Source organism: Acinetobacter legionensis, from assembly GCF_057165765.1.
In genome coordinates this window covers 1,389,966-1,402,963 of the sequence record NZ_CM169896.1, presented here as the reverse complement: position 1 = coordinate 1,402,963, position 12,998 = coordinate 1,389,966, and the positions used below count along the sequence as shown (strand labels likewise).

Genomic DNA, 12,998 nt, shown 5'->3' with positions numbered 1-12,998 from the left:
CCTATATATTTACTCAATATATTAAAAAAATGACACAATCAAGTCATCTTTAATAAAATCTTATTTTTAATAAAAAATATTTCACAATATTTTATCTACCTTTTAGTTAAAAATATCGCTTAAAGCTATTATTTATGAGTAAATTAATATAAAAATAAACATTTTTTTAAACAAGTTACCAATTAAAATCCCTCCCTAGAAAATACGCTATAAAATTCAAAAAATATTTAACAAAGTAGCAACAGGGTTAAAATCCTTATCGTTTACTTTTAATTTTGAATACCGTTACAAGAAATGATTTCTTTTATTGCCTGCGATAAGAGTGGGACAACTAAGTTGATAAGTTCGCCCATCTATATTTAGATCTACTGATTTAAGCTTATGGCTCTATTTATTTGAGCCTAGCCTTGTAACTTTAGCCATTTGGTCGAGTCACAATTGGGAAAATTGAATCTGGCCGTTTAAACATTGCAAAGAATTTTCCAATTTTCAGTGGATTGCCTTTGACTTTACTGTCTCTAGAAAGGAGGACTTTTACCCCTTCTATTTGTCCTGTAATCATTTTTAGATATAAGGGTTTGGTTAAGGTTAATGTTGGGCAATCCGATGCCAAAGCGCTACTGTCATCATAACGCTTGAATTGCATGACTGAGTTTTCAACCCACAATGAAAAATTCTCTTTGGTATCCGATAAAACCAGATTGAGACACTGGTTTTCACTTTTTAAATTTTCTACATCTAAATTGGTTGCCATGGCTTCAAGAAATCTTTCTGTTGGCGTGTGAATCAATAAGTCACTTGGATCAGATGTATTTTGCAAAGGTAGATTATTTTGTAGCTCTTGGGCACCGACTAAAAAGAAATTACGCCAAGTTGAAGCCTCAGCAGCATAGCCCAATTGACGATAAGTATTTGCCAATAAGTTTTTCGCTTGTTGGTTTTGAGGGTTATTCAACACAATATGCTTTAAAATCTCAGCAGCCCATCTATAATCAGCTTGATCATAGGCATCTTGCGCATTTTTCAACGCTTTGCTCTCCCCACCTGCTAATTCAATATATTTTTTTGCAACAGCTTTAGGTGGCAATGGATCTAAATTGGAAGGATGGGCATCGAACCATCCCATATAATATTGGTATACCGCTTTTACATTATGCTTTAGGGTTCCATAATAGCCATGAGCATATAGTTTTTGATCAAGTGCCGCTGGAAGCTGAATTTTCTCAGCAATTTCAGCGCCATTTAAACCAGAGTTCATATATCTCACCGTCTGGTCATGGGTAAACTTATATACATCTCGCTGCGTTTTAATAAAATCTTGAATATTGTCATTGCCCCATACTGGCCAATGATGCTGTGCAATCAACACATCCGATGTTTTGGCATGTTGCATTGCCTGATCTAAATAACCCACCCATTTTAAGGCATCTCGTACTTTAGCACCTCGAAGGGTATAAAGATTATGCATGGTATGCGAAAGAATTTCCGCGCCATTATAAAGTTTGAGTGATGGGATAGAGAAGGTTAACTCTGCGGGCGCTTCTGAACCCGGCACGTTATAAAACACAAAATCTAGACCATCAACGGTCATTTTCTGTTCCGCCTGAGTAATCAGTTGTGTAGGCTCAAGGATTCCCATTTTCCCAACAGCAACTGCCTTACCTAAACCTGTATCTACCAGCCCTTGTGCATTCTTCGGTAGAAAAGTTCCATACATGTAACTGGCACGACGTAGCATGGCTGAACCTGCCATCACATTTTCACTGGTCGCTTCTTCCATAAAGCCTTGTGGCGCTATAATTGGCGTTTTTCTTGCGTTAATTTCTTCGGTAGAAATAACACCTAATGCCCCACCAAAATGATCGATATGGCTATGGGTAAAGATAATGGCTGAAATTTTTTGCTCACCTAAATGCTGTCTAGCAAATTTGAGTGCAGCTTCAGCTGTTTCTTTAGAAGTTAATGTATCAACAATAATCCAGCCAGTATCACCCTGTATAATAGTCATATTTGCCAAATCGAAACCACGAATTTGCCAAACTCGATCTGTAACTTTAAAAAGACCGACATTGTTGTTTAACTTTGCTTGTCGCCATAGACTCGGATTAACAGTATTTGGAGCTTGATCGTTTAAAAAATTAAACGCATCAAAATCCCAGATAACATTGCCTTTCTCACTTTTAATTTGACCCGTCGGCTTGGCAATAAAGCCTTTTTGCGCATAATTAAACTCAGTCATATCATCTAAATTATATTTATTCTTATAGGTATTATTTGACTCAATGACTGCTTTTTCTACCGCTGCATTTGCTGCAAAAACAGAAAATGGTAAAATAAACATCAATGAGACCGTCAAAAATTTAATTTTCATTGTCTTTCCTTTTAAAAACATCCATATTTTTGGGTTTTATGATTTGTGCATTATTTTCATCTGGCATTCAACCCTGTCTTATATCCCGCTATAAAATCCTCTTCCTTCTACAATTTGATTCATCCCCGCTTTCAATTGGTGATTTTATTGATCAATCATAACTTTGATTTACCTTGAATCGAATGCCACCTTCAATATAGTCTTTTAAGTATTTACCCAACAGTTTGTGATCTTTTACCTTGGTCGGCCAAAAGTGTTCAAGACCAATATCACTGACCACATTGAGTATCGTATTGAAGGTAAAAAGTACTTTTAATGCAATCGCGTCAGGTTCAGAATCTGGTAAAGCCAGTTGTAATAAAGAGACTGCTTTATCTGAAATAGGTACCAGTGTCTTTACAACAATGATCCGCCCTTCGTCTCCTGCGCTAATCGTCTTAGAAAAGAATTTTATATAATGAATCCCATTTTCCTGTAAAAGAATCTTCACCATCGGTTTCATCAAGGCATCTACAACATCAGAAACTTGTACATGTTCAGGTTGAATCGCATTTAAGAGCGTGAGGCTGTCTGTAACATAAGGTGTCATGACATGATCAAGCGCAGCTTCTACCAATCCCCATTTAGATTTGAAGTGGTAATATAAAGCTGATTTATTTGCTACTTTTGCAGTTTCATTAATTTTCTGTACAGACAAAGTTTCAATATTGTTCTGTGAAAAGAGAACAATCGCAGCCTCGATAAGCTTTTCTTTGGTTTGATTACTCATCACATTCCATAGAGAAAAATAAAAAGAGAGGTCTTTTTATATCAAAAATGATAAAAAATAAACCAGTCCAATCGACTGGCTTATTTTTGACAGATGAACTATGAACAACCTTTGGCTTCAAATTCCTCTTTAGAGCTGTAGTTCAAGTCTGGTAAATAATCACCCATGACTGTCTTTTCATCTCCCCAAACTTTGGTGTTCTGGATTGCTTGACTAAAGTTTGAATACGGTAATAAATTTCTCATGATCAGGAAACCAACATCGTTATGCCCTTTTTCCACCGCATCTGGACCAGTATACCCATCACCACGTGGACTTAAAGGCAAGTACGCAATTCCACATTCTTCTGTTGCATTCTTTGGTCGATCTTCTGGTAGAGATACAACGAGAGTATAAAAGCCATTTTTGTCTGTATGCTTTATTTGCTCATCATAGATACAAAAGTTAGTTGCTGTCGAGATCAGCTCATTGCTACAAATTGACCAATATCGAATATCACCTTTCCCTAAAGTGGTTTCGTTACCAGAAGTTGCTGCGATTTGTGGCAGTTTACCTTTCACCACAACCACCTTACCGAGCTTACGGCTAATCACAGAAAAGGTATATTCATTATCTGGTGTAGCCCATTGATTCAGCTTACGTTCAGTTTTAAATCCTTCACACTGAGCTAAGTTATATTTATAAATACAACTAATATTCGCAGGCCCGTTATAGGCGGTATACCATGTTGGGGTCAATTGCGCAGGGAAACCCGTGTAAGGCTGTTTATTATACAAACTTAAAATTAAGTTCAAAGGCGTTTGCACATTATCCAAAGCTTTTTCTTTCACTTTAAGGACCGTACAAACTTCTGCACCTGTTTTGATTTCACCATTGGCTAACTGCACTTTAAAGCGAGGAAAATTAACCCCTCCTTTCTCATTAAAGCCTTTATTCGGCACATAAACACGATAGATTAACGCCACTTCATTACTGTCTGTTTTAGGTGCATATAAAGTATTTTCTTGAGGCAATGCAGGTAGATCCCCCAAGACCAACTCAGCTTTAAATCCTCTTTCTTTATTTAAGCGGTTATTCCCCACAATAAAGGGATTGGTCACACCGTGATTGGGTTTAATATTGACATCTACCAAAGAGTTAACGCGTTCTCCTTTAGCTGTATAGCTAACCAGAGAAGTGTGACGAGCATAAGGATAATCACCATCGATAAAAACTTTTGCACCTTCTGGCACTGTAAATTCACTCGACCAATAATTTACATTGGAGTCTGGAAGCGCATAATTCATAGGATTGGCACCACCGGTTCCATCCTTACTTGAAACCGCATTTTGCCACATACAATCTGTCAGTTCTGCTTTAGGCGGTTGGGTTAGATATTCCTCATCATCATTGTCGTTACAAGCACTTAAAGTGATTGAACCCATAACCGTCGTCAGCAGTATCCCTACTTTTAATTTATTCATTTTTTCCATAACTTACTTTTCCTTTACACCATGTACTTCGATCCTAGAACGATGGCGACTTCATTTTAATTTTAATTGATCATTTAAATGGATTGTTTTTTAATCCACTTAGATTAAATATAATAATCCACTTAGATTAATTTTCAAGCGTTTTTTTTTGATGGGAAAAAATAGTACTTCCCCATATCCTTTAGTCATTATTATGGTCTGGGATTCAACCTATTAAAAATAAGGATAACCAACATAAATACATGAATTATATTAATAAAATTATTATAATTCTCATTTTTCACATTTTAAGTTTATAGATGTATTTAACAAATATCTGCTACAGCATCGTTCCTTCCAGCAGTCTTGTTTTTGACAAACGAGTAGTCATTATACTCTGTTGAATTATGCTGCTTTGGTAATGATTCCGGATATAGCATTCCCTCAAGTTCAAGCGGAATTTTTTTGATATAAAATCCATTGCAACAAAGCCTTCAAGAAGGGGAAACTTTATTTTTATTCGAAGTCAACAAAGTCATACGCCTATCACAGTTATTCCATCTACTTTGTTTTCTAAAATTTTTTTTAAAAAATTAACAATTTGATCAATCATTTCAATAGCATAATTTTTATATAATTCAAAATTTTCAATAAAATTCAACTTACTTTCATTAAAAATTAAACGAATATCATCATTTTCATTTATTACTGTTTTAGAATCCAAATACATTCTATAAGCTTCTAATCTCCCAATTATCACTTCTACCTTTTTTGAATCAAGATAAATATCTCTCCAATGCGCCCATTTATCTTCGTCTTCAAAAAAGAACCTCTCGATTAAAGAAAAAGCAGTTTCGCCAATCACAATAGAATTTAAATAACTCCTATTATTTTCAATACTTGAAGGAATAATTTGCATACAAAGCCCTCCACACAAACCATCATTTTTTTTTACTTTAAAGTTAATATTTCTGATTTTCTTTGCCATTAGTTTTAGTATCCTCTTTTCCCAAATGAAACAATAGTATTACCGGTGCACTATCTATACACTTATCTCCTTTAGGCTTTGTTGCACAAACCTATCTCTAAAGGCTTATTCAGTAATATAGCTTGCACCTAAAACCTATCGTACAACGAATTGGTCTTCTTATAACCAAGCTTTAATCAATCGTGGAAACATCATGATATGGTTTAATCCTAAAATTCAATCGTATGCCGAGTCAAAAGACAAACAAAGGAGAAATCAAATCTACTCAGATACAGCGATTCAGTGCTCTTTAATGATTAAATCTCTCTTTCGTTTATCTCTACGTATGCTCACTGGCTTCGTACAAAGTCTGATTAAACTTTGTGGTTTGAGTTTGACTGCGCCCCAGACTATACGACGATTTGTAGGCGACAAAATATCTTAATATTGCCATTGGCTCTCAAAAAAGCAGTGATGGACGTCACCTATTAGTTGATTCTACAGGTTTGAAATTTTTAGGCGAAGGAGGAATGGAAATGTAAGAAACATTAGCCTGAATATCGTAGACCATGGCGTAAATTACATATTGCAATGGATGCTAAAGCCTAAAAATACGCGCAGTTCAGATAACAACAAATAACGTGGTGATTCACAAGTGCTTAGCGACTTATTGAATCAGATCCCACAAGACGAACACACAGAGTCAGTGTATACCGATGGAGCATATGACACGAAATGGTGCCGACAGTTTATTTCAGATCGTCAAGCACATGCGGTGATTCCGCCAAGAAAAAATGCAAAACTATGGCGTGACAAAAAACTATGATCTTTAGAAAGAAATGAATTATTGAAAACAGTCAAACGTTTAGGAAGATCAATTTGGAAAAAGTGGTCTGGGTACCATCGACGCAGTTTAGTCAAGGCCAAGATGCATTGCATCAAATTATTAGGCGATAAATTAACGGCAAGGAACTTTCCTAGTCAGGTGAATGAGATTCATGCATGCGTAGCCGTACTCAATAAATTTACAGAATTAGGCCGACCTCATACCCAAGTTGCATCCTAAATTTAAGTCCATTAGGGGAACTCTATCTCTCAGCTCTTTATGCAACAAAGCCGTTTATAGATCAAAATAAACACTAACCATTTTCTCTTTCATATTCCGCAATCGCTTCTTTCGCAATACGAAAACTATCCACACCAGCAGGCACTCCACAATAAATTGTGACTTGTAACAGGACTTCTCTGATTTTTTCTTTGGGAACTCCATTACGTAAAGCACCTTTCACATGTAGTTTCAGCTCATTTGGGCGGTTAAGTGCTGAAATCATAGCCAGATTAATCAGACTTCGTTCAGGCTTAGTCAATCCATCACGTCCCCAAACTGCACCCCAACAATACTCAGTGGCTAATTCTAGTAATGGCAAATTAAAATCATCAGCATTTTTCATAGATTGATTAACATATTCTTCGCCGAGTACTTGTTTACGGATCGCCAGTCCTTTTTCAAATATTTCATTACTCATTTGCTTGATCCTCATCATTAATCAGGTGCTTAATCCACCCAACAATACATATTTAATTTCCAAATAATCTTCTACTCCATATTTAGATCCTTCACGTCCTAATCCAGATTGCTTTATCCCACCAAACGGCGCCACTTCGTTGGACAATATTCCAGTATTTAGTGCCACCATGCCATATGCAAGAGCATCAGAAACACGCATTGCTCTAGCTAAATCACGCGTATAAAAATAAGATGCTAAACCAAACTCAGTATCGTTGGCATAGCCAATGACCTCGTCTTCAGTTTCAAACTTGAATATAGGTGCTAAAGGGCCAAAAGTTTCTTCTTTAGCAACTTTCATTTCAGCAGTAACATCTTTGACAATAGTTGGTTCAAAGAACAGTTCTCCGCATGGATGTGGGTTTCCACCCAATACAATCTGGGCACCTTTACTTACTGCATCTTCGATATGTTCTGCCACTTTACGGATCGCCATACTGTCAATGACGGGTCCAAAATCTACGCCAGCATCCATTCCATTGCCGACCTTAAGCTGTTTTACCGCCACCGATAATTTTTCAATAAATGAATCATAGATCGCTGATTGCACATAAATACGATTGGCACATACACAAGTCTGTCCGGCATTACGAAATTTACTTGCAATCACACCTTTCACAGCAGCATCAAGATCAGCATCATTAAATACGATAAAAGGCGCATTCCCACCCAACTCCATCGATACCTTTTTCACTGTTGATGCACACTGTGCAATCAATTTTTTACCCACCTCAGTTGAACCCGTAAAACTAAACTTCTGCACACGCTCATCAGTAGTCAATACTTGACCAATTTCGCTAGAACTCCCTGTGATGACATTGAATACACCTGCTGGAATACCTGCGCGTTGTGCCAACTCTGCAATCGCAAAGGCAGATAATGGAGTTTGTGAGGCTGGACGGACAATGATGGTACAACCTGCCGCCAATGCAGGTGCAACTTTACGGGTAATCATGGCATTGGGAAAATTCCATGGAGTAATTGCAGCACAAACGCCGATGGGTTGTTTGTTGACTAAAATTTTTTGATCAGTAGCATTTGACGGAATAATGTCGCCATAAATCCGTTTGGCTTCTTCTGCAAACCATTCAATGTAAGCTGCACCATAAGCAATTTCTCCCTTGGCCTCACTGAACGGTTTCCCTTGCTCTAATGTTAAAATATATGCAAGATCATCCTGATGCTGCATGATTAAATCAAACCATGAGCGTAAAATCAGACTTCGTTCTTTGGCACTCTTCTTACGCCATAAGGGTAATGCTTGCTCAGCTGCTGCAACTGCATCCAAAGCCTCTTGCTTCGCCATTTTTGGCACGCTGGTAATGATTTCACCCGTGGCAGGATTAGTTACATTGAAGGTTTGTTGAGAGTAAGCAGCTCGCCACTGCCCATTGATCAATGCTTGAGACTTTAATAAACCAACATCATTAAGCTGTGCCATTTTATTGTTTTCCTATTTTTTAAAATCTTTTGCGAAACATCAAATGCTTCACATATTTAGCAATGTATTTGTCGATTTAAATTACTTGTAGTGAAAGGTTTTGACCAAGTACCTTAAATTGATATTCCCCCACTTTTAAATCCATGGGCCGAATGATTGAACCTGTTAAAATCACATCATCTGCTTGCAAACTTTTAGCCTGCTCCATGACAGTCCGTACCAACCATAGATAATTACGAATTGGCTGATCTTGTGGCTGTGTTGTCACTGTTACATCTATATTGCTATGCTCAATGAGTCGGTGGATATCTAAATCCTCTATAGATATCTCCACCTCATTGCCAAGTAGATAAAATTGCGCTGCCGCATTATCGACCAAAAATTGATCTAGATTAAAATGCCAGTTTTGCCAGCGTGTATCTGCAATTTCAATTGCTGGACGAATTTTTCCTACTTTCGCCAACAATTCAGCATCTGTTAAATCCCTGCTCGAAATGGCTTCTTTTAAAGTAAAGGCCAATTCAACTTCCAGTTTAGGTTGATACAATTGGCTGAGCTCAATACAACTACCATTTTCCAATTGCATATCTACACAAAGATGCCCATAAACAGGATGTTGCAAAGCATATTTTGCTTGAGCAGGTGCACCCGAAAGTGCCACTTTCCAGCCCGAGAGTTTGCTTTCTGTTTCCTGACAATAGTGTTGGATTATTTTAGCCTGACTGAGATAAGCCTGATCGTGTTCAATAAAGTCAAACTCATTGGCATCCAGTACATGTCGCGCAATACGAGCATCTAATAAGCGATGTTGTAATTCGGTTAGTTGATCAACTGACATGCCAATTTCTCCAATGTTTCTTCAAGCTTTTCCAAAGCACATGTGGCTGCAATAAAACGGTCAGGACGTACAATCACCACCTCATCACGGGCAAGATCAAACCAGTCTTCTAGTTTACGCTCCACATCCTCTACACAAATCACCTGCTCAGAAGCATTTAAAGGTTGCTTACGATTTAGACCACTTTTAGCGCGATTGATCTGAATAAAACGAGTTTCCCGACTTTGCCAAAATTCACGAGTCTGCTCTGATAAATGCTGAAGTGGGTCTTTTCGGAATGCAATTACGGCATACCATTGACCAAGAATCTCATCAAATTTCACCTTGTTGGCTTGAAGATCTTCGACGTAAGGCTGAATAAATATTTTTCCAACAACATCACTTTCTTTAATGTGAGGACGTGGATGATAGACCAACCCCTTATGAATAAAGGGTTTAGGTTTAAATTTAAATTCAACTAAATGGCTGCGTAAGGCATCGACATTATTAAAAGCTTGAAATAGCCAATCGCGCACTCCAGCCATCAGTGGATTGGTCAAACCCAATACCATGCCCATATTGTCAGCTAAGGCGACTAATTCTGTAGCATGCGTACGACGCTCATCATCATAGCTGTCCATAATTTTTTCTGAAGCATAACCTTTTAATATTGCAGCCAATTTCCATGCAACATTCCCAACATCACGAATACCTGAATTTAGACCTTGCCCCGCCCAAGGTGGAGTAATATGTGCCGCATCTCCAATCAAGATGATCCGTCCATCAATAAATCGGTTGGCAACCCGTGAATTATGGGTATAGGCACGAATTCGAATGATTTCCAGTTCATCAACGCTATCACCAATATGGTTACGGATCAGTTGGCGAATGCTATCTTCCTTACACATGCTTTCTTCATCCTCACCATCAAACAACATAAACTCCCAACGGCGTTGCTGATAAGGTAAATATATACAAACAAATGGACGGTTTGGGTCAGCATGTAAAGCTGTATACGGCGCATCTAGAGAATCATGTGCAGTATCCACAACAATCCATTTATGTGGATGAGTTAAGCCTTCAAGCTGAATCCCAGCGTTCTTACGTACACAAGAACGCCCACCATCTGCACCAATGATATATTTGGCTGTGATTTGGTACGTTTTCCCATCAGGATCTTTGACTTCAACCTTTGCCAACTCATTGCTCTGAGTGATATCAAGCATTTCATGCCCAGAACGTAATTCAATCTGCGAATAATGTTGCAACATTTCCCGCATGGATTTTTCTAAAAGTTGTTGCATAAAGATATTACGCATCGGCCAACCATAGTCGGCAACAGATGGTTTTACTTCAGCAAAACAAATTCCACGTGCATTGTAATAACGCAATGGCACATTGTGGATCATGTCTTTCACAACTTCATCAGCCACACCAATGGTTTGCAAGACACGCAATGCCTCATCATCCATTCCCACTGCACGAGGGTATGGTAAAATATCAAGATTTTTTTCTAGAACAATGGCTTGAACCCCATACATTCCCATATAGTGTGCCAATGCAATTCCATTTGGGCCACCACCTACAATCACAACTTGTGTGTGTTCTTGCTTCATGCCTATTGCTCCCTTCCTTGTTACTTTCTTATCTCACTCAACAAACTGATTTAAAAAATCCTGTACAGTCTGATTAAACTGCTCACTTTGATCATCATGGACATAATGTGATGCATCCGCAATTTCCACAGTTTTCACATCATTTTTTTTGATCTTGATGTGTTTGAGCATTTCAGTGGTTAAAAAATCTGACAAACCACCTTTTATAAATAGCGTAGGACAAATCAAACTTTCAACCGCAGGCCACAGATCTATCGATGGAAAACTCAAACGCGCTTTAGCAATACCTTCTTGATCATGTCGCCAATAAATCTGCCCATTTTTTTCCACCAAGGTATGTTTCAAACGCGATTGAATACCTTGCTCATCAATCAATGGGCGAAGCTTTTGCCAAAATGCTGTGGCCTCATCCCATGAAGCAAAGGACAAAGGTGTGGTTTGCATTTCATGTCGAATACGCAATGCGCCATCACCTTGGATTGATGAACCTGGCCCAATATCCTCAACAATCAATGCTCGGACCTGTTCAGGATGTAAACGGGTAAATTCAAGTGCATTGGCTCCGCCTAAAGAGTGACCTAATAAGATAACTTCACTTACCCTTAATTCAGCAATCAGATCTTCAAGATCATGCACATAATATTCAGTTTGATAACTTGAATATTCCGCCCATTCACTTTGTCCGCGACCACGCTGATCTAATGCGACTACATAAAAATGCTCTGCAAGCAGTGGTGCAAGCATGTGCCATGTTGCAGCATAGGAACGTAGTCCATGCAGCATGATTATGACGGGTTGCTCCGGATCGCCCCAACTTAAATAATGTAGTCCAAGGCCACTGCGGTTTTTAAAAAAATGGCTCCCTATGCGCATAATGTCCTATCCTTGTATTTATCTGCGATGCTTAAAATTGAGTGCGTTATCGCTAACTTAATTCAAACCATCCTGACCTTTAATTTCAGAAGCCTTTAAACCACCTAAACGGGCATGTAAGCGTCCACGGGTTGCAAAAGCCCAAATCACGATAATTTCATCACTATTCGGTGCATCATTAAACGATAAAGAAAAGGTGTCATAGTGTGAACGTACATAAAGCGCATCTTTGTGAGCTAGAGGAACATCAATAATCGTCCCGGCAACGCCACGTTTACCTGTAGAGGGTACCCATGATTTACCGCCTCCAATCGCTTCACGTACAGGGTTCGCTGCTGGATTGGTGAGAAATGCGTTGCCATGTTCATATTCACTATTCATTCCTACCAAAATGGCTTTGCCATAACTTTCAATAACACGTCCTTGAGCCAAAGCCTGTATACGGCGACCAAACTCACTCCCCAGTTCAGGTGATTTTTCAATCAGCGCATTGAGATCTTGCTGAAACTGACCAGCAAATGGATTATGGATCGCAACAGCAACCGCATATTTATAAATTGGCTCACCATCTGCCAACACACCGCTTTCATTAGCAAGTGTTTCCTCTACAAAGCTGTACCATTTACGAATATGGTAATGTTCAAAATTTGCTTTTTTCATATCAGAACCATTTAAAAAATAGGTTTAATTTCAATAGGATTACTTGGCGCACCTGTATCATGAAAAGCTTTAATTGCCTCGCTATCGTCATGAATCGTTTCTAAAAAAAATTCTAGACGATTACCATCAGGGTCATTGAAATATAGGCCATTGCCTACGGTATGATCTGTGGTTTTGACCACTTCTACGCCTTTTTGAATCAGCATGCCATGTAATTTTTGCAGGGTTTCAAATGTTCCCTCAATTTCCAAACCATAGTGCTGCAAGCCAAGCCCACCTTGCTGTGCATCAGGTGCGGCTTTGATCAGAGCAATATCATGATGTTTTACACCAAAACTCATCATGATCCATGCAGGGCCTCGTGCATGTTCTACCATCCCCAAAACATCGGTATACCATTGAGCAGACAGCTCGGGATCTCTGACGAAGAGTGAAAGATGGGTACGCAATATTTTAACTTTCATCT

Annotated in this window: 11 protein-coding genes and 1 pseudogene; 1 reads left to right on the top strand and 11 read right to left on the bottom strand. The window is 38.4% G+C overall.

The window, feature by feature from the left end:
* Positions 1–415: 415 nt before the first annotated feature.
* From AC2G3J_RS06365 to AC2G3J_RS06350, 4 genes are all read right to left on the bottom strand, one after another.
* Entirely contained in the window at positions 416–2,371 is a 1,956-nt protein-coding gene (locus tag AC2G3J_RS06365) for an alkyl/aryl-sulfatase (protein WP_483770826.1), read from the bottom strand.
* 151 nt (positions 2,372–2,522) lie between these two features.
* Positions 2,523–3,140 carry a TetR/AcrR family transcriptional regulator gene (locus tag AC2G3J_RS06360; RefSeq protein ID WP_483770825.1) on the bottom strand — a complete coding sequence of 206 codons (618 nt, stop codon included), beginning with the start codon at positions 3,138–3,140 and terminating at the stop codon, positions 2,523–2,525.
* A 98-nt stretch (positions 3,141–3,238) separates the two neighbouring features.
* A complete protein-coding gene (locus tag AC2G3J_RS06355) occupies positions 3,239–4,612 on the bottom strand; it encodes a hypothetical protein (protein WP_336951509.1) in 1,374 nt (457 codons plus the stop codon).
* Between the two features lie 514 nt (positions 4,613–5,126).
* Complete coding sequence (locus AC2G3J_RS06350; RefSeq protein WP_336951511.1) at positions 5,127–5,579, bottom strand: hypothetical protein; 453 nt, start codon at positions 5,577–5,579, stop codon at positions 5,127–5,129.
* Positions 5,580–5,706: 127 nt separating this feature from the next.
* Between AC2G3J_RS06350 and AC2G3J_RS06345 the strand changes: the two are divergent.
* Positions 5,707–6,624 (top strand): annotated as a pseudogene (locus tag AC2G3J_RS06345) (IS5 family transposase); the annotation flags it as partial.
* A 73-nt stretch (positions 6,625–6,697) separates the two neighbouring features.
* On the opposite strand, the gene AC2G3J_RS06340 reads toward AC2G3J_RS06345, so the two are convergent.
* From AC2G3J_RS06340 to AC2G3J_RS06310, 7 genes are all read right to left on the bottom strand, one after another.
* Positions 6,698–7,084, bottom strand: coding sequence for a carboxymuconolactone decarboxylase family protein (locus AC2G3J_RS06340; protein WP_336951515.1), 387 nt, complete (start codon positions 7,082–7,084; stop codon positions 6,698–6,700).
* A gap of 21 nt (positions 7,085–7,105) precedes the next feature.
* The gene (locus AC2G3J_RS06335; RefSeq protein WP_336951516.1) at positions 7,106–8,566 is read right to left on the bottom strand and encodes an NAD-dependent succinate-semialdehyde dehydrogenase; all 1,461 of its coding nucleotides are present in this window, start codon (positions 8,564–8,566) and stop codon (positions 7,106–7,108) included.
* Positions 8,567–8,642: 76 nt separating this feature from the next.
* Positions 8,643–9,404 carry a 2-keto-4-pentenoate hydratase gene (locus AC2G3J_RS06330; RefSeq protein WP_483770824.1) on the bottom strand — a complete coding sequence of 254 codons (762 nt, stop codon included), beginning with the start codon at positions 9,402–9,404 and terminating at the stop codon, positions 8,643–8,645.
* Entirely contained in the window at positions 9,386–10,999 is a 1,614-nt protein-coding gene (locus AC2G3J_RS06325) for a bifunctional 3-(3-hydroxy-phenyl)propionate/3-hydroxycinnamic acid hydroxylase (protein ID WP_483770823.1), read from the bottom strand. Before AC2G3J_RS06325 ends, AC2G3J_RS06330 begins: the two co-directional genes overlap by 19 nt.
* A gap of 33 nt (positions 11,000–11,032) precedes the next feature.
* Positions 11,033–11,872, bottom strand: a complete 840-nt coding sequence (locus tag AC2G3J_RS06320; protein ID WP_419820220.1) for an alpha/beta fold hydrolase — start codon at positions 11,870–11,872, stop codon at positions 11,033–11,035.
* 57 nt (positions 11,873–11,929) lie between these two features.
* The gene (locus AC2G3J_RS06315) at positions 11,930–12,532 is read right to left on the bottom strand and encodes an amino acid synthesis family protein (protein WP_336951524.1); all 603 of its coding nucleotides are present in this window, start codon (positions 12,530–12,532) and stop codon (positions 11,930–11,932) included.
* An 11-nt stretch (positions 12,533–12,543) separates the two neighbouring features.
* On the bottom strand, positions 12,544–12,996 hold the full coding sequence (locus AC2G3J_RS06310; protein WP_336951526.1) for a VOC family protein: 453 nt from the start codon (positions 12,994–12,996) through the stop codon (positions 12,544–12,546).
* Positions 12,997–12,998 lie beyond the last annotated feature (2 nt).

Coding starts and splice junctions, on each gene's coding strand:
- AC2G3J_RS06340 (WP_336951515.1), bottom strand. CDS start 7,084: ATGAGTAATGAAATATTTGAAAAAGGACTGGCGATCCGTAAACAAGTA.
- AC2G3J_RS06335 (WP_336951516.1), bottom strand. CDS start 8,566: ATGGCACAGCTTAATGATGTTGGTTTATTAAAGTCTCAAGCATTGATC.
- AC2G3J_RS06350 (WP_336951511.1), bottom strand. CDS start 5,579: ATGGCAAAGAAAATCAGAAATATTAACTTTAAAGTAAAAAAAAATGAT.
- AC2G3J_RS06320 (WP_419820220.1), bottom strand. CDS start 11,872: ATGCGCATAGGGAGCCATTTTTTTAAAAACCGCAGTGGCCTTGGACTA.
- AC2G3J_RS06315 (WP_336951524.1), bottom strand. CDS start 12,532: ATGAAAAAAGCAAATTTTGAACATTACCATATTCGTAAATGGTACAGC.
- AC2G3J_RS06310 (WP_336951526.1), bottom strand. CDS start 12,996: ATGAAAGTTAAAATATTGCGTACCCATCTTTCACTCTTCGTCAGAGAT.
- AC2G3J_RS06330 (WP_483770824.1), bottom strand. CDS start 9,404: ATGTCAGTTGATCAACTAACCGAATTACAACATCGCTTATTAGATGCT.
- AC2G3J_RS06325 (WP_483770823.1), bottom strand. CDS start 10,999: ATGAAGCAAGAACACACACAAGTTGTGATTGTAGGTGGTGGCCCAAAT.
- AC2G3J_RS06365 (WP_483770826.1), bottom strand. CDS start 2,371: ATGAAAATTAAATTTTTGACGGTCTCATTGATGTTTATTTTACCATTT.
- AC2G3J_RS06355 (WP_336951509.1), bottom strand. CDS start 4,612: ATGGAAAAAATGAATAAATTAAAAGTAGGGATACTGCTGACGACGGTT.
- AC2G3J_RS06360 (WP_483770825.1), bottom strand. CDS start 3,140: ATGAGTAATCAAACCAAAGAAAAGCTTATCGAGGCTGCGATTGTTCTC.